Genomic DNA, 18,039 nt, shown 5'->3' with positions numbered 1-18,039 from the left:
CGTTACCAGTCCAGGCCCGGCATGTCGGGAAGCGGAATACCGAGGGCGAATTCGAACAGCGCGTAGAGGGCCAGGGCGAGCACGGCGCCACTGACCAGGGCGGGCTTCCAGGCCGCCCCGAACAGGTGGACCAGCAGCACCACCGCCACCAGGGAGGCCGGCAGGAAGCCGAGCGGCTTGACCAGGCCGGCATAGCTGGCGAGCACCAGCAGGGTCAGCGCCTGGCGCAGCAGGGCGGCGCGACCCGGCCAGCGCTGGTTGAAGCCGGGACGCAGGATCAGCAGCAGCGACAGCGCCGCCAGGGGCAGGCTGATCAGCCGCGGGTATTCGCCCGGCCCGATGGGCTGCATGAAACCCGACTCCAGGTCGTGGGAGAGCCACCAGGCACCCACCGCGAACACCAGCAACAGGGCGCCGGCGATGCGATCGCCGATGACGCCGGGCACCCGCCCGGCGTCGTCCTGCAGGAGATCGCTCACTGGATGACCCCGATCTCCCGGGAAATGGCCTCGACCTCGTCGATGGACTCGCGGACGAAGGCGTCGAACGCCTCACCGCCGCGCCAGAGCGGGACCAGGCCGTTCTGCTGGGCGACCTCCTTCCACTCGTCGCTGTCGTAGAGCGCCTGGAGGTCCTCCACCATGGCGGCATAGTCCTCGTCGGAGACCTCGCCGCCGGTGTAGAAGCCCCGCCAGTTGTAGCCGGCCACGTCATAGCCCTGGGAGGCGGCGGTGGGCAGCTCGGCGAAGGGCTCGGGCAGCGGCTCCTCGGAGAGCACCGCCAGCACGCGCACGTCCCCCGACTCGATGAAGCCGGCGATCTCCCCCAGGTCGGTGGAGACCACATCCACATGGCCGCCCATCATCTGGGTCACGGCCGGGCCACCGCCGTCGAACTGCACCCAGCGCAGGCTGCCGATCTGATCATCCGGCATGCCGGCCTCCTTGGCCAGCATCAGCGCTCGGATGTGGTCCCAGCCGCCGGCCCCGCTGGAGCCGGCAACGGCCAGGGCGCCCGGATCCTCGACCAGGGTCTCGAGCAGCTGTTCGAGGCTCTGGTACTCGCTCTCGTCATCGACCAGGATGACGCCCACGTCGGTGCCGAGCATGGCCAGCCAACGCATGGTGTCGGCGCCACCGGGATACTTGCCCTGGGCGATCTGGGTGACGCCCACGGTGCTGGTGGCGACGATCAGGTCGCTGTCATCGGCGCGGTTGCTCTCGACGTTGGCGAAGGCCACGGCACCCACCCCGCCCGGCATGTTGGTGACCTGCACCGGGCCGTCCGTCAGCTCCAGGTCGAGCAGCAGCTTGCCCACCGAGCGGCAGGTGAAGTCCCAGCCGCCGCCGGGATCCGCCGGGGCGATGCATTCGCTGATGGGCAGGGCATGGCCGGGCATGCTGGTGACCAGGCCGAGGCCCAGCAGAGCCGAGGCGGCAAGCCCCCGAGTGGCGTGCTTCATGGTTGGCATCTCGTTGATCCTCCGGTTGTTGTTATAGCGACTGCTGTCATGGCCACGAGCCCCACCGGGTCCGGGACCCTCTGCAGCCTAGGTTCAAATCACGCCCTGCGCCTCCAGCGCCTTCAACTCGCCATCATCGAAGCCGAGCTCGGCCAGGACCTCGCGGGTGTGCTCGCCGAGTCGGGGCACGGGATGGTGCACCGCCGCCGGCGCCTCCTGCATCTTCACCGGGAAGCCGGTCACGGGAATCCGACCGAGTTCCCCCTGGTCGAGCTCGATCCGCATCTGCTGCGCCTGGACCTGCGGGTCCGCAAAGGTCTCGCGCAGGTCGTGGACGCGTCCGCAGGGCACTCCGGCCCGGTTGAGGTGGTCGATCCAGGCGTCGACGCTGCGCGTCTCGGTCACCGCCGTCAGGCACTCGCGCAGCACCTCGCGGTTGGCCATGCGCCGGGCATTGTCGGCGAAGCGCTCATCGTCGAGCAGGTGCAGCATCCCCAGGGCCCTGAGCAGGCGCTCCACCATGGCGTCGTTGCTGGGGGCGATGGCCACCTCGCCATCGCTGGCCCGGAACAGGCCGTAGGGATAGAGCATCGGGTGGTCGTTGCCGGTACGCGCCGGCACGCGGTCGGTGGCGAAGAACTCCGCGGCCAGGTAGCCCATCATGCCGATCAGGCCGTTGGTCAGGGCGGTCTCGACGATGTCTCCCTGGCCGCTGCGCTCCCGGCGGACCAGGGCGGCACAGATGCCGAAGGCCAGATTCTGGCTGGCCACCATGTCGCTGATGGGCGGGGCCGCCCGCATGGGCTCGCCGTCGGCCGGGCCATTGACGCCCATGAAGCCGCTCATGGCCTGGGCAATGAAGTCATAGGCCGGGCGGTCGCGATAGGGGCCGGTGGAGCCGAAGCCGCTGATGCGCCCGACCACCAGCCGCGGGTATTGTGCCCGCAAGGTCTCGTCATCGAGGCCCATCTTCGCCAGCACGCCGGGCCGGAAGTTCTCCACCAGCACATCGGCATCCTCGAGCAGCCGGTGAAGCACCGCCTTGCTCGCCTCCTGGCGAAGGTCCAGCGTCATGGAGCGCTTGTTGCGGTTGAACTGGGCGAAGTACCAGCTGAAGCCATTGACCATGTTCCCCTGGGAGCGCACGACGTCGCCGCGGCCCGGCGATTCCACCTTGATCACCTCGGCCCCGTGGTCACCCAGGATCTGGGTGCAGAAGGGGCCGGAGATCACACGGGTCAGGTCGATGACGCGAATCCCCGCGAGGGAGCCGGCGGCGGGAGATGGGTGGTCGGACATCCTCAGCCCCTTGCGGTGGGAACGGCGGAGCAGTCGCCAAGGGTCAGGCGCGGCCCGGCCCTGGAGACCTGGGCGGGGAGCGGCCGCCCCATCAGGCGGGTGGCCAGTCGGCCGGCCTCGATCAGGCCCTCGAGGTCGATGCCGGTCTCGATGCCCATCTCCTCGAGCAGGTAGACCAGGTCCTCGCTGGCGATGTTGCCCGACGCCCCCGGGGCGAAGGGGCAGCCGCCGAGTCCGCCGATGGCGCTCTCGTAGCGGTCGACGCCCAGCCAGAGCCCCTGCATGACGTTGGCCAGGCCGATGCCGCGGGTGTTGTGGAAGTGCAGGGTCGGCGACAGCGAGGGGGCGACCTCGCGCAGGTGGCGGACCCGTTCGGTGACCAGCGGCGGGGTGGCCATGCCGGTGGTATCGCCCAAGGACAGTCGGGTCGCGCCGAGGTCGGCGAAGTGGCGGGCGATACGCCCCACCACGCGGACGTCGACCTCTCCCTCGAAGGGACAGCCGAAGGCGGTGGCGATGGCGCCGCGGACCGCGATGCCGCTGCCCTCGAGGCGGCGGGCGACCTGCTCGAAGGCCGCCAGGGAGTCCTCGATGCGACAGTTGACGTTCTTGGCGTTGTGGGTCGCGGAGGCAGAGACGAACAGCACGACCGAGTCGACCCCGGCTTCCAGGGCCCGCTCGGCACCGCGCAGGTTAGGAACCAGCGCGGAGAAGTGCACATCCGGCGTACCGCGCAGGGCCGACACCAGCTCGGCGGCATCGGCCAGCGCCGGCACGGCCCGCGGGCTGACGAAGGAGGTCAGCTCGAACTGCCTGACGCCTGCCGACACCAGGGCCCTGACCAGCCTTGCCTTGTCCCCGGTGGGGAGCAGCACGGGTTCGTTCTGCAGGCCGTCGCGCGGGCCCACCTCGGTGACCTGGACACGCGCCGGAAGCGCTTCGGGTGCGGCGGGCATGGGGCGTCCTGCTGAATGATAGGTTGCTTATGCCTCGACGCTACGGCAGCGCCATCACGCGCAACAATGCGCCTTTCGTCCTAGGCCGTCAGGGTCATTCCTCCACCGCCAGCGGGCGGCTTGGCCGCTTGGCCGCTTGGCCGCTTGGCCGCTTGGCCGCTTGGCCGCTTGGCCGCTTGGGACCAAGCCTACTCCCCGTCGGCCAGTGCCGGCAGCAGCGTCTTCAGCTTTCTCGTCAAGGTATTACGCCCCCAGCCCAGCAGCTCGGCGGCCTCGCCCTTGCGACCCCCGGTGTGCTTGAGCGCCGTCTCGATCAGGATGCGCTCGAAGTCCGGGACGGCCTCCTCGAGCAGGTGGGTGTGGCCGGCGGCCAGCGCCCGGTCGGCCCAGTCGCGGAAGGCGGTGCGCCAGTCACCGGTATTGCCCTCGGCGGCGCCGGGCTCACGCAGCTCCTGCGGCAGGTCCTCGACGAGCACCTCGCGGCCGGACGCCATTACCGTCAGCCAGCGGCAGGTGTTCTCCAGTTGGCGGACGTTGCCCGGCCAGGGCAGCCGGGTGAAGTGCGCCTCGGCCTCGGGGGTCAGCACCTTGACGTCGGTGGCGAGCTCCTTGGCGGCCTCGACCAGGAAGTGGCGTGCCAGCCGCGGGATGTCCTCCCGCCGCTCGGAGAGCCGAGGCAGGTGCACGCGGATCACGTTGAGGCGATGGAAGAGGTCCTCGCGGAAGCGCCCGTCTTCCACCAGGGTCTCCAGGTTCTGGTGGGTGGCGGCGATGATCCGCACATCCACCTTCACGGAGGTGTGGCCGCCCACGCGGTAGAACTCGCCGTCGGCCAGCACCCGCAGCAGGCGGGTCTGGGTCTCGGCGGGCATGTCGCCGATCTCGTCGAGGAAGAGGGTACCGCCGTCGGCCTGCTCGAAGCGCCCCTGGCGCTGGGCGGTCGCGCCGGTGAAGGCGCCCTTCTCATGGCCGAACAGCTCCGACTCGATCAGGTCCTTGGGGATCGCCGCCATGTTCAGGGCGATGAACGGCCTGCCGGCCCGCGGACTGTGCTGGTGCAGCGCCCGGGCCACCCGCTCCTTGCCGGTCCCCGACTCGCCGTTGATCAGCACGGTGATATGCGAGTGTGACAGCCGGCCGATGGCGCGGAACACCTCCTGCATGGCCGGGGCCTCGCCGATGATCTCGGCGTCCAGCCCCTCGGGCACGCTGACCGGACGACGCCGCTCGCGGGCATGAGCCACGGCCCGTCGCACCAGGGCCAGGGCCTCGTCGACGTCGAAGGGCTTGGGCAGGTACTCGAAGGCGCCGCCCTGATAGGAGGCCACGGCGCTGTCGAGGTCGGAATGGGCCGTCATCACGATCACCGGCAGCTCCGGATGGACCTCGCGCACCTTGGCCATCAGGTCCAGGCCGTCGATCCCCGGCATGCGGATATCGGTGACCAGCACGTCCGGCGGCGCCTCGAGCAGGCGCTCCAGGGCACGATCGGCCCGGTCGAGGGTCTCGACCTCGAGGTCGGGCTGGGCCAGGGCACGCTCCAGCACCCAGCGAATGGCGCGATCGTCGTCGACGACCACCACGCGTGCGACATCAGTCATGGCGCTTCTCCAGCGGAATCAGCAGTCGGAATTGGGTATGGCCGGGCTCGGACTCGCACTCGATCAGTCCCTGGTGCTGGTGCAGGATCGACTGCGCGATGGAGAGCCCCAGGCCGCTGCCCTCGGCGCGACCGGAGACCATGGGGTAGAAGAGGGTCTCGCGCAGCGACTCGGGAATGCCCGGGCCGTTGTCGATGATCGCCACCTCGCAGACCAGCCGGTGGCGCTCGGCCCCCAGGGTGAACTGGCGGCGGGCGCGGGTCCGCAGCGTGAGCCGCGGCGAGGCGATACCGGCCTCGGCCATGGCCTCCACGGCATTGCGCGCCACGTTGAGCACGGCCTGGATCAGCTGCGACTCGTCCCCGGCGAGGTCCGGCAGGCTGGGGTCGTAGTCGCGCTCGATCCATACCCCCGGCTGCTCGACGATCAGCAGCGAGCGGACCCGCTCCAGCACCTTGTGGATGTTGAGCGGCGCGTGGCGCATCACCCGGTTGGGGCCCAGCATGGAATCGACCAGGTCACGCAGCCGGTCGACCTCCTCGATGATGATGCGGGTGAACTCCTGCAGGCCGGGGTCGTCGAGGTCACGCTCCAGCAGCTGGGCCGCGCCGCGGATGCCGCCCAGGGGATTCTTGACCTCGTGCGCCAGCCCCCGGGCAAGCACCTTGATGGTCTCCTGGCGGGTCTGCAGCGCCTCTTCCCGGGAGATGCGCAGCAGCCGGTCGCGGGGCTCCACCTCCAGCAGCAGCTCGTCGGCGGAGAGCGGCGAAACGGTGTAGTCCACGGTCAGCACCTCACCGGTCACCAGGGTCAGGCGTGCCTCGCGCTGGGTGAAGGGGTGAAACTCGTCGCGGGCCTTGGCCAGCAGCTCGCCGACCTGCTCCCCGCCATCCACCAGGGAGGGCAGGGGAAGCCCCTTGAGGCGACTCAGGCTGATCGCCAGCAGCGCCTCGGCGGCCGGATTCATCCAGCGCAGTCGCAGCTCGCCATCGAGCAGCAGCACCGACGTGGTGAGGTGTTCCATCAAGCGTTGGTACATGGGGAGGTCCTGCCAGGTCCGATGGTGCCCCCCTTCGGGAGGCGCTTTCAGCAGCTAATGCAAGAAGCTTTTGTAAGAAGCTCTTTGCAAGAAGCGCGCCACCCCATGGGGCACGGCATGGCGCCTTATCGGGGCAGGGTCGCACCCGCATTGCGCACCATTTTAGTGCACAGCGTCGCCGAGCGCCCATCGTCGTGCAGCAGGGCCGGACAGCGAACGGGAGGGTCAACGCTCCTCGGGCGGGAAGGCGCGGGAAGGATGACGATGGGGCGGGTATGCCTTGCGTTCGCCATCGGGGTCGCGCGGGATATCGTCGTCGCGCAACCGCTCCAGGTGCTCGAAGGCGCGGCCCTCGCTCACCCGGTCGGCATGACCGAAGGCATCGCCGCGACCCGCGTCGCGGGGCGGGGGCTCGCGACAGGGCCTGTGGGTACCGTCCGGACACAGCGGCCGATGTGGCCGGCGAAGGGGAAGCTAATTGCTGCCCGGATTGTTGGGGTTCTGGGGCAGGTTGACGCTGGCCCGCTGCACGTAGAGGGTCACCGGCGACGTGCGGTGGCGCACCGCACCGCTGGCATCCAGCAGCTCGGCCTGCAGCACGTGTTCCCCGCGCTCCAGGTTGTTGAGCATGAAGGTATCGGTGTGCATCGCCGACTGGCTGACCCGGCCGTCCACCAGCAGGCGCACCCGATGGTCCTCACGCAGGTCCGGCTCGATGCCCAGGATCACCTGGACGTTGCCGGCGGCTCCGGTCGGCAGCGTCTCCTCCTGACTCGGCGAGCGGATGCCGAAGCTGTCGTAGGGCATGAAGGGTTGCCCCGGGCCGGCAGAGGCCCCACCTTCACTCTCGCCGCCACCACCATCGATCACGGCCGGCGACTCCGCCTCGCGGACCTCGCCACGGCCGGGCACCACGGTGAGTGGCTTGAGGTCGACCTCCTCGCCGCCACGTTCCGGGTTGTCGGTGAACACCGCGTTGCCCTGGGCGTCGGTGGTGCGATAGATAGTCTGGGCCTGAGCCGCGAGGCTGACCGAGAGCCCCAGCGCCAGGATCACGAGTGCCTTGTTCATGCCTACCCCCTGCGTCGTCGCCGCCGCCCGACGGCAACGGCCATGAGAGACTGCATCATCCCTTTCTTGGATAGTGTATGAAAGAAAGGGGTTCCGCCATGGCGGAACCCCTTCTTTCGCTCAACGCGCGTGACGGCGAGCCACGCCGGACCGGCAGGCCCGGGTGGCCGGCCGCCCGCGATCAGCAGCTGTAGTACATGTCGAACTCGATCGGGTGCGTGGTCATGCGGATGCGCTCCACGTCCTCGCTGAGCAGCTCGATGTAGGCATCGATCATCTCGTCGGTGAACACGCCGCCCTCGGTGAGGAAGCCGCGATCGGCATCCAGCGCCTCCAGGGCCTGGTCGAGGCTGTGAGCCACGGTCGGCACGGCCTTGCCCTCTTCCGGCGGCAGGTCGTAGAGGTTCTTGTCCATGGGATCGCCGGGGTGGATCTTGTTCTTGATGCCGTCGATGCCGGCCATCAGCATCGCCGCGAAGGCCAGGTAGGGATTGGCGGTCGGGTCCGGGAAGCGGGTCTCGACGCGCTTGCCCTTGGGGCTCGCGGTGTAAGGGATGCGCAGGGAGGCAGAGCGGTTGCGGGCGCTGTAGGCCAGCATCACCGGCGCCTCGAAGCCCGGCACCAGGCGCTTGTAGGAGTTGGTGGAGGCGTTGGTGAAGGCGTTCAGGGCCCGGGCGTGCTTGATGATGCCGCCGATGTAGTAGAGCGCCATCTCGGAGAGGCCCGCGTACTCGTCGCCGGCGAACTGGTTGACGCCGTCCTTCCAGAAGGACTGGTGGACGTGCATGCCGCTGCCGTTGTCGCCGACCAGCGGCTTGGGCATGAAGGTGGCCGTCTTGCCGTAGGCGTGAGCCACGTTGTGGATCACGTACTTCATCTCCTGGACCTCGTCGGCCTTCTTCACGAGGGTGTTGAACTTCACGCCGATCTCGTTCTGGCCGGCGTTGGCCACCTCGTGGTGGTGCACCTCGACGGACTGGCCGATGGCTTCCAGGGTGTTGCACATGGCACCGCGGATGTCGTGGAAGCTGTCCACCGGCGGGACCGGGAAGTAGCCGCCCTTGACCCGCGGACGGTGGGCCAGGTTGCCGCCTTCTACCGGACGGTCGGTGGACCAGGCCCCCTCCTCGGAGGAGATCTTGTACATGGAGCCTTCGATGTCGGACTTCCAGTGCACCTCGTCGAAGATGAAGAACTCGGGCTCCGGCCCGAAGAAGGCGGTATCGCCCAGGCCGGAGGACTGCAGGTAGGCCTCGGCGCGCTTGGCGATGGAGCGCGGGTCACGCTCGTAGCCCTGCATGGTGGCCGGCTCGATGATGTCGCAGCGCAGCACCAGGGTGGCGTCCTCGGTGAAGGGGTCGAGGAAGGCGGTGCCATCTTCGGGGCGCAGGATCATGTCCGACTCGTTGATGCCCTTCCAGCCGGAGATGGAGGAACCGTCGAACATCTGGCCGTTCTCGAAAAATTCCTCGTCGACGTCACGGGCCGGGATGGTGACGTGCTGCTCCTTGCCGCGGGTGTCGGTGAAGCGCAGGTCGACCCACTTCACGTCGTGTTCTTCAATCAGGGCGAGAGTCTTGGCAGACATGGTGTCCTCCACTGTGAGCTAGGCTCGAAAGGTTGGGCTTAGGTAATTCATTGGCGCTGGCGATCCCAGCACGTGTTGTAGCATGCCGCGGCAGCGCTGCCCACGACTGCCATGCACGAACATGGCACTGCCCGGAACAATGCAGGCAACGTGCCAATCTTGCACCGTTTCATTTCAGCCGTTTCGTATCCATATGATTTAAAGCGACTTTAGCACCTCGACTCCGGACACTCCCTGCACCAGCATCAGCAGGCCGATGCGGGAATTCGGGATCTCGCGCATCTCATTGCACCACGCAGGTGCGTCAAGACGCCCTTGCGCACCATATTGGAACATTCCGCGGCATTCTTGCCCGTTGATGGCGCGCCTCATGCCCGGGACGGCCGGGACGTCATGGATTGTGCACAGAAATATCAGTCCGGCGCCTCATTGATACGCTTCACAACCAAAAACTACACTCATTTACATGGTGGCGCCGGCCGGGGAAGGCGCGGGTTCCGGAGATGGCGCCATGTCAGCCCGACTTGCGCACGACCCACCACTGGAGCCGGCACGAGAATGATCGTCTGCAGCATCCTCCTCGATGCCCGCTCCGCGGGTGCCGGTCTGCCCCGACGCCTGGCAGCCCTGAAGCCACTCCGCCAGCGGCACGACCTGCGCATGGAAGTGGTGTTGGCCGACGACACCGATGACCCGCGACTGCTGCGCCTGGCGAGCGGGCATGACGCACGCATCGTGACCACCGAGGGGACCCCGTTGGGGGATCGCCTCAACACGGCCGTGGCCCATAGCCAGGGGCAGGCACTGCTGTTCCTGCCCCGGGGGCGCGCCATTCCCGCCGGCTGGCTCGTGAAGGCACTGGTGGACATCGAGAAACACAGCCGGGATGCCGTGGTATTGACCACCTCGAGTCCCAGCCGGCTGAGGCAGCTCTGGCAACGCCTGCGCCACCAGACGCCCGCGGACACCCTCTGCGTCTCGCGGGCCTGGTTCGAGCGCATCGGCGGCTGCGACCCGGCACTCGACGCCGAGGCCCTTCCCGACCTGATCGAGCGCCTGCATGCCTGCCAGGCCAGGATCACCGCCGCCATAGCCTGAACCGCAGACGGCTCGGCGAAGCCTCCCAAGCCACTGATATCCCGTGGCCCCGCAAGATTCACGGCGACAACGCTGGTAGCCGTCATCGCCCTGCCCCTATAATGCGCCCCCAATTTTGTCAGCAGGATCCCGTCGTGATCGATAACCTTCGCAACATCGCCATCATCGCTCACGTCGACCACGGCAAGACCACCCTGGTCGACAAACTGCTCAGCCAGTCCGGCACTCTCGACCGCAAGGCCGAGGGGCAGGAGCGCATCATGGACTCCAATGACCAGGAAAAGGAACGCGGCATCACCATCCTGGCCAAGAACACGGCGATCCGCTGGCAGGCCCCCGACGGCCAGTACTACCACATCAACATCGTCGACACGCCCGGACACGCCGACTTCGGCGGCGAGGTCGAGCGCGTCATGTCCATGGTCGACTCCGTGCTGCTGCTGGTGGACGCGGTCGACGGCCCCATGCCGCAGACCCGCTTCGTCACCCAGAAGGCCTTCGACCAGGGCCTCAAGCCCATCGTGGTGGTCAACAAGATCGACCGCCCCGGCGCCCGTCCGGACTGGGTCATCGACCAGATCTTCGACCTGTTCGACAACCTCGGCGCCAGCGACGACCAGCTCGACTTCCCGATCATCTACTGCTCGGCACTCAACGGCATCGCCGGGCCGGACCCCGATGAGCTGGCCGAGGACATGACCCCCATGTTCCAGTCCATCGTCGACATCGTCGAGCCGCCCAAGGTCGAGCTCGACGGCCCCTTCCAGATGCAGATCTCCGCGCTGGACTACAACAGCTATGTCGGCGTCATCGGCCTGGGCCGCATCAAGCGCGGCGCGGTGAAGCCCAACCAGCAGGTCACCGTCATCACCAAGGAAGGCAACACCCGCAAGGGCAAGATCGGCCAGGTGATGACCCACATGGGCCTGGAGCGCGTGCAGACCGACGAGGCCACCGCCGGCGACATCGTCTGCATCACCGGCATCGACAACCTGGCGATCTCCGACACCCTGTGCGACCCGGCCGCCGTCGAGGCGCTGCCGCCGCTCTCCGTGGACGAGCCCACCGTCTCCATGAGCTTCCAGGTCAACGACTCGCCCTTCGCCGGCAAGGACGGCAAGTTCGTCACCAGCCGCAACATCAAGGACCGGCTCGAACAGGAGCTGATCCACAACGTGGCGCTGCGCGTCGAGCAGGGCGAGACCCCGGAGAAGTTCAAGGTCTCCGGCCGCGGCGAGCTGCACCTTTCGGTACTGATCGAGACCATGCGCCGCGAGGGTTTCGAACTCGCCGTGGGCCGCCCCGAGGTGATCATCCGCGAGATCGACGGGGAGAAGCAGGAGCCCTACGAGGAAGTGATCATCGACTGCGAGGAGCAGCACCAGGGCGCCATCATGGAGGAGCTCGGCTATCGCAAGGGCGAGCTGATCAACATGAACCCGGACGGCAAGGGCCGCGTGCGCCTGGACTTCATGATCCCCGCCCGCGGGCTGATCGGCTTCCGTGGCCAGTTCCTGACCCTGACCTCAGGTACCGGCATCCTCACCAGTCGCTTCGATCACTACGGCCCGCTCAAGCCCGATGCCTCGATCGAGCGCCGCAACGGCGTGCTGGTCTCCATGGTCTCCGGCAAGGCCCTGGCCTATGCCCTCTATGCCCTGCAGGAGCGCGGCAAGCTGATCATCGACCACGGCACCGAGGTCTACGAGGGGATGCTGATCGGCATCAACAACCGCGCCAACGACATGGTGGTCAACCCCACCAAGGGCAAGAAGCTCGACAACATGCGCGCCTCGGGCAACGACGAGAATATCGTGCTCACGCCGCCGGTGAAGTTCAGCCTCGAGCAGGCCATCGAGTTCCTCGATGACGACGAGCTGGTCGAGATCACCCCGCACCACATCCGCCTGCGCAAGAAGCACCTGACCGAGAACGAGCGCAAGCGCGCCGGCAAGAAGTAAGGTCCGCTGCCCATGCCGCCCCCAGAGCCCGCCATCCGGCGGGCTCTCTCGTATTCGCCCGCGGCGGGCTGTCGTTCGCTGCGTCGGCGGCTATGCTGGAGGCTGGAATCCCCCCTATCGAAGGAGAGCCGACATGCACAAGCACGTGGAGTGGGACGACCCCGGCCGCAACAGCGTGCTGGAGCATTTCGCGAACCAGCCCGAGCAGCTCGACGAGCCACGGCCCGGCGACATCCTCTCGGCCCGCTACCAGGGCGCCATCGTCCGGGTGAAGGTGGAGGCCTGGGTCGACGGCACCAGCATCGGCGAGGTGGCAGCGCTGATCGCCGCCGACAACGGCCGGCGCATGAAGTCCCACGGCAAGCTCGCCCTCGGCGACACCGTGCGCCTGCCGGATGCCTGCCGCGCCCTGGAGCCCGAACCCAGCGCCCCGGAGGACGACAGGGAGTGATTGCGCGCGCGGATACCATCCCGACCGCCAACGGCCCCTAAACGCAGGTCGACTAGCCAGAATGGGGCCTTGTGCCGCAAAGTTGGGGAGACAGGCCCACAAGGCCAACCAAGGCAATCCTGGATCCCCATGAGCACGCACAACGTCTGGACCCACAAGGGCACCTTCCTGCTGGCCGCGGTCGGCTCGGCCGTCGGGCTCGGCAACCTCTGGCGCTTCCCCTACCTGACCGGCGAGAACGGCGGCGGGGCCTTCATCCTGGTCTATGCCCTGACCATCTTCGCGGTGGGCATTCCCATCCTGATCGCCGAGATCATGCTGGGGCGCAACAGCCGCCGCAGCCCGATCATGGGCATGCGCTTCCTGACCCGTACCCACAACACCTCCCGGGCCTGGGAGTCGATCGGTTGGCTGGGCGCGGTCTCGGCCTTCCTGATCCTGAGCTTCTACTCGGTGATCGCCGGCTGGGCGATTCACTACACCGGGCTGATGTTCACCGGCAGCATGGTCGACGTGGATGCGGCCGGCGTGGGACAGAGCTTCGATGCCCTGCTCGCCTCGCCCGGGCTGCTGACCCTCTATCACACCCTGTTCATCGCCGCCTCGGCGCTGATCGTCGGCCTCGGCATCCACAAGGGCATCGAGTCGGGGCTGCGCGTGCTGATGCCCTCGCTGTTCGTGATCCTGCTGGTGGTGCTGGGCTACGGCGGCATCATCGGCGACTTCGGCGCGGCAGCCGGTTTCCTGTTCACCTTCAACCTCGCCGACCTCAGCCTGGAGGGCTGGCTGCAGGCCATGGGGCAGTCGTTCTTCACCCTGAGCCTGGGCATGGGCGCGATCATGGCCTATGGCGCCTACATGCCCGGCGAGACCTCGCTGACCCGCACCGCCTTCTCCATCGCCGTGGTCGACACCGCCGTGGCCATGGTCGCCGGCCTGGCGATCTTCTCGCTGGTCTTCGGTGCTGGGCTCAACCCCGGCGAGGGCCCGGGGCTGATGTTCGTCACCCTGCCGCTGGCTTTCGCCGAGATGCCCGGCGGGGCACTGGTCGGCGGGGCCTTCTTCATCCTGGTGCTGGGGGCGGCCATCAGCTCCTCGATCTCGCTGATCGAGCCGGTGGCGGCCTTCCTGGTCGAGCGCTTCGACATGACCCGGCCCCAGGCCGTGGCGATCATGGTCATCGCCAGCTGGGCACTGGGGCTGCTCACCGTGCTCAGCTTCAACCTCTGGGCCGAGGGCACCCTCTTCCACGCCCTCTTCGGGCGCAGCGCCTTCGACTTCATCGAGCTGCTGACCAACATCTTCATGCCGCTGGGCGGCCTGTTGATCGCGCTCTTCGCCGGCTGGGCGCTGACCCACTCCGAGGTGATGAAGGAGATGCGCACCAACGAGCGCTGGTTCCGCATCTGGCGCTTCCTGGTGCGCTTCGTGGCCCCCGCTGCGGTCGCCTTCGTCTTCCTGCGCAGCATCCCGCAGGTGGAGGGCTACCTGATCCCGGCCATCGGCGCCGTGGTGATCGTCGGCGCCTTCGCCGCCGGCCGCACCTTCCTGGCCGACGACAGCCAGGCACTGTAAGAACAACAACCGACGGAACCCGACATGGCAGCCATCATCGACGTCCAGCACGTCCACAAGGCCTTCGGTGGCCTCAGGGTCATCAATGACTGCTCGATCCAGGTGGAGCAGGGTTCGATCACCGGCCTGATCGGCCCCAATGGGGCCGGCAAGTCGACGCTGTTCAACATCATCGCCGGCGCCCTGCCGCTGGACAGCGGCCGGATCCTGCTCGACGGCGAGGAGATCACCAACCGGCCCGCCAACGAGCTGTTCCACAAGGGGCTGCTGCGCACCTTCCAGATCGCCCACGAGTTCTCGCAGATGACGGCGCTGGAGAACCTGATGATGGTGCCGCCCGCCCAGGCCGGCGAGACCCTCTTCAACGCCTGGCTCAAGCCCTCCCTGGTGACGATGCAGGAGGCCGAGGTGCGCCGCCGCGCCCTGGAGGTGATCGACTTCATCGGCCTGCACCACGTCCGCAACGAGCTGGCCGGCAACCTCTCCGGTGGCCAGAAGAAGCTGCTGGAACTGGGCCGCACCATGATGACCGACGCCCGGGTGGTGCTGCTCGATGAGATCGCCGCGGGGGTCAACCGCACCCTGCTCGGCGACCTGGTGACCAACATCGAGCGGCTCAACCGCGAGATGGGCTACACCTTCCTGGTCATCGAGCACGACATGGACATGATCGCGCGGCTCTGCGACCCGGTGATCGTGCTGGCCCAGGGCAGCGTGATGGTCGAGGGCAGCATCGAGGAGATCCAGAACGACCCCCAGGTCATCAAGGCCTACTTCGGCGCCGCGTCCTGACGGGAGAGCCGCCGCCCGCGGACAGGCACCCGGCCAGCACATTCCAGCGCTTCCCAACAACGAGAACGAACGCAGAGAACGTCTGACAATGCCATTACTCGACGCACGCGACGTGCATGGTGGCTACGGCGGCATGAACATCCTCAACGGGGTGGACATGGCCATCGAGGCCGACGAGATCGGCGTGATCGTCGGCCCCAACGGCGCCGGCAAGTCCACCATGCTCAAGGCCATCTTCGGCCTGCTCCGCGTCAGCCAGGGCGAGATCCTGCTGCGTGGCGAACCGATCCACAACCTGCCGCCCAACAAGCTGGTGCAGAAGGGCATGGGCTTCGTCCCCCAGGAGAAGAACGTCTTCCCCAGCCTCACGGTGAAGGAGAACCTGGAGATGGGGGCCTTCCTCAAGCCCGGCAACGTCAGGCGCATGCTCAAGCAGGTCTACGACTTCTTCCCGCCGCTCCATGACAAGCGCCACCAGCCCGCCGGCGAGCTCTCCGGCGGCCAGCGCCAGATGGTGGCCATGGGCCGGGCGCTGATGGCCGAACCCAGCCTGCTGCTGCTCGACGAGCCCACCGCCGGCCTCTCGCCGCTCTACATGAACGAGATCTTCGAGCAGGTGAAGCTGGTCAACTCGGCCGGCGTGGGCATCCTGATGGTCGAGCAGAACGCCAAGCAGGCCCTGGCCATCGCCGACCGGGGCTTCGTGCTGGCCGCCGGCCAGAACCGTTTCACCGATTCCGGCGCCGCCCTGCTGGCCGACCCGGACGTCGCCAAGAGCTTCCTGGGCGGCTAGCCCAGAAGGCCTGAGAAGGTGGGAGAGTACCGACGTGAATGAACTGGTCTTCTTTATCAACAACGTGGTGATCGCCGGCAGCGTGACCGGCTCGATCTACGCCATCGGCGCGGTGGGCGTGACGCTGATCTTCAGCATCATGCGCTTCGCCCACTTCGCCCATGGCGACATGATGACCTTCGGCGCCTTCATGGTGCTGCTGCTGACCACCGCCTTCCCCGGGGCCGGGGCCGCCATCGGCGTGCCCACCGCGCTGGTCCTGCTGCCGCTGGCCATGGCGCTCACCGCCCTGCTCGCGGTGGGCATCGACAGGGCGTTCTACAAGCCGCTGCGCGCCCACGGGGTCAAGCCGATCGTGCTGGTGATCGGCTCGCTGGGGGTGACCCTGATGCTCCAGGGCCTGATCCGGCTGTTCGCCGGCACCGGCGGCCAGAGCCTCTACATCGATGATCGCAAGGAGATCTTCCGCCTCGCCCTGCCCTTCGAGGGCGCGCGGGCCCCGGTGGTGGTCACCGAGCCGCAGCTCTACCTCTTCGTGATCACCCTCGTCGCGGTCGTCGGCCTGCATCTCTTCCTCAGCCGCTCGCGGCTGGGCAAGGCGATGCGCGCCATGTCCGACAACCCCGACCTGGCCCAGGCCTCGGGCATCAACACCAACACCATCGTCGCCGTGACCTGGGTGATCGCCGGGGCGCTCGCCGCCATCGCCGGCACCCTGCTGTCGCTGGACGTCACCTTCAAGCCCGACCTCAGCTTCTTCCTGCTGCTGCCGATCTTCGCCGCCGCCATCGTCGGCGGCGTGGGCCACCCCTACGGCGCCGTGGCCGGCGGCTTCGTGGTCGGCTTCGCCGAGACCCTCGCGGTCTTCAACTGGAGCGTGCTGCTGCGCCCCTTCCGCGACAGCCTGCCGGAATGGCTGACCCAGGCCGGCAACCTGGCCTTCGTCGGCACCGAGTACAAGATCGTGGTGCCCTTCTTCATCCTGGTCGTCATCCTGGTGTGGCGCCCCACCGGCATCTTCAAGGGCAAGGTGATCTGATGGACACGAAACGCGCCGATACCGTCGCCGCGCCGGGCCGCTTCCCGCTGCGCGAACTCCTCCTCTTCGCCGCCGTACTGGTGGCCGTGCTGGGCGTCTACGCCGTCATGGGCCCGGCCTACAGCACCCGCATGCTGGTGGAGGCCTCCTGCTACGCCATCCTGGCCCTGGGCCTGACCATCCAGTGGGGCTACGCGGGCCAGTTCAACGCCGGCGTGATGGGCTTCGTGGCCCTTGGCGGCTTCTGTGCCATGTTCTTCAGCATCCCGGTCAACGAGGCCTTCTGGGGCAGCGAGCTGCCCGGCGAGCTCGGCCGGGTGCTGCTCTACATGGTCGCCGCCGTGCTGGTGGTGTTCGCTGCCACCCGGCTCGACCGGCTCGGCGTGCCGAAAAAGCTGCGCACCGTCATCGCCGTAATGCTCGCGGTGGTGCTCTACCTGGTGGTGATCAACGCCCTGCGCGGGGTGACCGACCAGATCGAGTCCCGCGCCGGCTTCATCGGCGGCCTCGGCCTGCCGGTCGGCGTTGGCTGGATCATCGGCGGGGCGCTGGCCGGCGGGGTGGGCTACTTCATCGGCCGCGTCTGCCTGGGGCTGCGCAGCGACTACCTGGCCATCGCCACCCTGGGCATCGCCGAGATCATCAAGGCCTTCCTCAAGAACTCCGACTGGCTGACCCGCGGCACCGCCACCGTCTCGCCGCTGCCCTGGCCGGTACCGGGACCGTCCGAGGTCGGCTTCACCCTGGCCCGGGCCCTCTACCTCTCGGTCACCGCGGTGATGATCGCGGCGATCTTCTTCCTGCTGAGCCGCGCCTACCACGCCCCCTGGGGGCGGATGATCCGCGCCATCCGCGACAACGAGATCTCCGCCGCGGCCATGGGCAAGGACATCAACAAGCGCCGCCTGGAGATCTTCGTGCTGGGCTGCATCCTGATGGGCATCGGCGGGGCGGCCCTGGCCAGCTTCAACAGCATGTTCGACCCCCAGGGCTACCTGCCGCTCAACCATACCTTCCTGGTACTGGTGATGGTCATCCTGGGAGGGCCCGGCAACAACCTGGGTACCATCTTCGGTGCCGTGGCGGTCTACATCATCTGGATCATGTCCGAGCCGCTGGCACTGTTCCTGATGGAGCTGGCCGTCACCTTCGGCGAGGGCGCCTTCGGCTGGGATGCGCCCACCAACCTGGACAGCCGGGCACTGCAGGCGCGGGTGTTCGTGATCGGGCTGCTGATCACCCTGGTGCTGCGCTATGCGCCCAAGGGACTGCTCCCGGAGAAGGTCCGCCACCACGGCTAGGGAACCTCGGTCC

The 18,039-nt window shown here is 67.8% G+C and carries 17 protein-coding genes; 8 read left to right on the top strand and 9 right to left on the bottom strand.

Annotated elements, in window-relative coordinates; genetic code table 11:
- Positions 1-2: 2 nt before the first annotated feature.
- The 9 genes from QLQ86_RS01755 to glnA form a co-directional block, all read right to left on the bottom strand.
- Positions 3-479 carry a tripartite tricarboxylate transporter TctB family protein gene (locus tag QLQ86_RS01755; RefSeq protein WP_282815726.1) on the bottom strand — a complete coding sequence of 159 codons (477 nt, stop codon included), beginning with the start codon at positions 477-479 and terminating at the stop codon, positions 3-5.
- Positions 476-1,462 carry a Bug family tripartite tricarboxylate transporter substrate binding protein gene (locus QLQ86_RS01750; RefSeq protein ID WP_282735037.1) on the bottom strand — a complete coding sequence of 329 codons (987 nt, stop codon included), beginning with the start codon at positions 1,460-1,462 and terminating at the stop codon, positions 476-478. Before QLQ86_RS01750 ends, QLQ86_RS01755 begins: the two co-directional genes overlap by 4 nt.
- A 93-nt stretch (positions 1,463-1,555) precedes the next feature.
- Positions 1,556-2,761, bottom strand: coding sequence for a CaiB/BaiF CoA transferase family protein (locus tag QLQ86_RS01745; protein WP_282735038.1), 1,206 nt, complete (start codon positions 2,759-2,761; stop codon positions 1,556-1,558).
- A 2-nt stretch (positions 2,762-2,763) separates the two neighbouring features.
- Positions 2,764-3,717, bottom strand: a complete 954-nt coding sequence (locus QLQ86_RS01740) for a hydroxymethylglutaryl-CoA lyase (protein ID WP_282815725.1) — start codon at positions 3,715-3,717, stop codon at positions 2,764-2,766.
- 188 nt (positions 3,718-3,905) lie between these two features.
- The gene (gene glnG, locus QLQ86_RS01735; protein ID WP_282735040.1) at positions 3,906-5,318 is read right to left on the bottom strand and encodes a nitrogen regulation protein NR(I); all 1,413 of its coding nucleotides are present in this window, start codon (positions 5,316-5,318) and stop codon (positions 3,906-3,908) included.
- On the bottom strand, positions 5,311-6,357 hold the full coding sequence (gene glnL, locus QLQ86_RS01730; protein ID WP_282815724.1) for a nitrogen regulation protein NR(II): 1,047 nt from the start codon (positions 6,355-6,357) through the stop codon (positions 5,311-5,313). The genes glnG and glnL overlap by 8 nt, the downstream gene beginning before the upstream one ends.
- Before the next feature lie 225 nt (positions 6,358-6,582).
- A complete protein-coding gene (locus QLQ86_RS01725) occupies positions 6,583-6,717 on the bottom strand; it encodes a hypothetical protein (protein WP_282815723.1) in 135 nt (44 codons plus the stop codon).
- A 114-nt stretch (positions 6,718-6,831) separates the two neighbouring features.
- On the bottom strand, positions 6,832-7,428 hold the full coding sequence (locus QLQ86_RS01720; RefSeq protein WP_282735043.1) for a DUF4124 domain-containing protein: 597 nt from the start codon (positions 7,426-7,428) through the stop codon (positions 6,832-6,834).
- A gap of 181 nt (positions 7,429-7,609) precedes the next feature.
- On the bottom strand, positions 7,610-9,016 hold the full coding sequence (gene glnA, locus QLQ86_RS01715) for a glutamate--ammonia ligase (protein ID WP_282735044.1): 1,407 nt from the start codon (positions 9,014-9,016) through the stop codon (positions 7,610-7,612).
- A 558-nt stretch (positions 9,017-9,574) separates the two neighbouring features.
- Here glnA and QLQ86_RS01710 point away from each other — a divergent pair.
- The 8 genes from QLQ86_RS01710 (at position 9,575) to QLQ86_RS01675 (ending at position 18,026) form a co-directional block, all read left to right on the top strand.
- Positions 9,575-10,114 (top strand): glycosyltransferase family A protein, encoded by a 540-nt coding sequence (locus QLQ86_RS01710; protein WP_282735045.1) that lies wholly within the window; start codon positions 9,575-9,577, stop codon positions 10,112-10,114.
- 134 nt (positions 10,115-10,248) lie between these two features.
- On the top strand, positions 10,249-12,075 hold the full coding sequence (typA, locus tag QLQ86_RS01705; RefSeq protein ID WP_282735046.1) for a translational GTPase TypA: 1,827 nt from the start codon (positions 10,249-10,251) through the stop codon (positions 12,073-12,075).
- A gap of 133 nt (positions 12,076-12,208) precedes the next feature.
- Positions 12,209-12,526 (top strand): hypothetical protein, encoded by a 318-nt coding sequence (locus QLQ86_RS01700; protein ID WP_282735073.1) that lies wholly within the window; start codon positions 12,209-12,211, stop codon positions 12,524-12,526.
- A gap of 129 nt (positions 12,527-12,655) precedes the next feature.
- Positions 12,656-14,101, top strand: coding sequence for a sodium-dependent transporter (locus QLQ86_RS01695; RefSeq protein WP_282735074.1), 1,446 nt, complete (start codon positions 12,656-12,658; stop codon positions 14,099-14,101).
- 24 nt (positions 14,102-14,125) lie between these two features.
- Positions 14,126-14,893 (top strand): ABC transporter ATP-binding protein, encoded by a 768-nt coding sequence (locus tag QLQ86_RS01690; RefSeq protein ID WP_282815722.1) that lies wholly within the window; start codon positions 14,126-14,128, stop codon positions 14,891-14,893.
- An 88-nt stretch (positions 14,894-14,981) separates the two neighbouring features.
- Positions 14,982-15,686, top strand: coding sequence for an ABC transporter ATP-binding protein (locus QLQ86_RS01685; protein ID WP_282735076.1), 705 nt, complete (start codon positions 14,982-14,984; stop codon positions 15,684-15,686).
- Between the two features lie 34 nt (positions 15,687-15,720).
- On the top strand, positions 15,721-16,725 hold the full coding sequence (locus QLQ86_RS01680; protein WP_282735077.1) for a branched-chain amino acid ABC transporter permease: 1,005 nt from the start codon (positions 15,721-15,723) through the stop codon (positions 16,723-16,725).
- Positions 16,725-18,026: a branched-chain amino acid ABC transporter permease gene (locus QLQ86_RS01675; protein ID WP_282815721.1), complete on the top strand. Its 1,302-nt coding sequence runs from the start codon at positions 16,725-16,727 to the stop codon at positions 18,024-18,026. Before QLQ86_RS01680 ends, QLQ86_RS01675 begins: the two co-directional genes overlap by 1 nt.
- The last annotated feature ends 13 nt before the right edge of the window (positions 18,027-18,039 follow it).

The sequence above is a fragment of the Halomonas rhizosphaerae genome, from assembly GCF_030012485.1.
Taxonomy (GTDB): domain Bacteria; phylum Pseudomonadota; class Gammaproteobacteria; order Pseudomonadales; family Halomonadaceae; genus Halomonas; species Halomonas rhizosphaerae.
This window is presented reverse-complemented; position numbering and strand designations above follow the sequence as displayed.

What these genes read in the sequence shown, in the direction of transcription:
- QLQ86_RS01690 (WP_282815722.1), top strand. Translation starts at nt 14,126, where the DNA reads ATGGCAGCCATCATCGACGTCCAGCACGTCCACAAGGCCTTCGGTGGC.
- glnG (WP_282735040.1), bottom strand. Translation starts at nt 5,318, where the DNA reads ATGACTGATGTCGCACGCGTGGTGGTCGTCGACGACGATCGCGCCATT.
- glnA (WP_282735044.1), bottom strand. Translation starts at nt 9,016, where the DNA reads ATGTCTGCCAAGACTCTCGCCCTGATTGAAGAACACGACGTGAAGTGG.
- QLQ86_RS01720 (WP_282735043.1), bottom strand. Translation starts at nt 7,428, where the DNA reads ATGAACAAGGCACTCGTGATCCTGGCGCTGGGGCTCTCGGTCAGCCTC.
- QLQ86_RS01700 (WP_282735073.1), top strand. Translation starts at nt 12,209, where the DNA reads ATGCACAAGCACGTGGAGTGGGACGACCCCGGCCGCAACAGCGTGCTG.
- QLQ86_RS01675 (WP_282815721.1), top strand. Translation starts at nt 16,725, where the DNA reads ATGGACACGAAACGCGCCGATACCGTCGCCGCGCCGGGCCGCTTCCCG.
- glnL (WP_282815724.1), bottom strand. Translation starts at nt 6,357, where the DNA reads ATGTACCAACGCTTGATGGAACACCTCACCACGTCGGTGCTGCTGCTC.
- QLQ86_RS01685 (WP_282735076.1), top strand. Translation starts at nt 14,982, where the DNA reads ATGCCATTACTCGACGCACGCGACGTGCATGGTGGCTACGGCGGCATG.
- QLQ86_RS01740 (WP_282815725.1), bottom strand. Translation starts at nt 3,717, where the DNA reads ATGCCCGCCGCACCCGAAGCGCTTCCGGCGCGTGTCCAGGTCACCGAG.
- QLQ86_RS01745 (WP_282735038.1), bottom strand. Translation starts at nt 2,761, where the DNA reads ATGTCCGACCACCCATCTCCCGCCGCCGGCTCCCTCGCGGGGATTCGC.
- QLQ86_RS01750 (WP_282735037.1), bottom strand. Translation starts at nt 1,462, where the DNA reads ATGAAGCACGCCACTCGGGGGCTTGCCGCCTCGGCTCTGCTGGGCCTC.
- QLQ86_RS01695 (WP_282735074.1), top strand. Translation starts at nt 12,656, where the DNA reads ATGAGCACGCACAACGTCTGGACCCACAAGGGCACCTTCCTGCTGGCC.
- QLQ86_RS01710 (WP_282735045.1), top strand. Translation starts at nt 9,575, where the DNA reads ATGATCGTCTGCAGCATCCTCCTCGATGCCCGCTCCGCGGGTGCCGGT.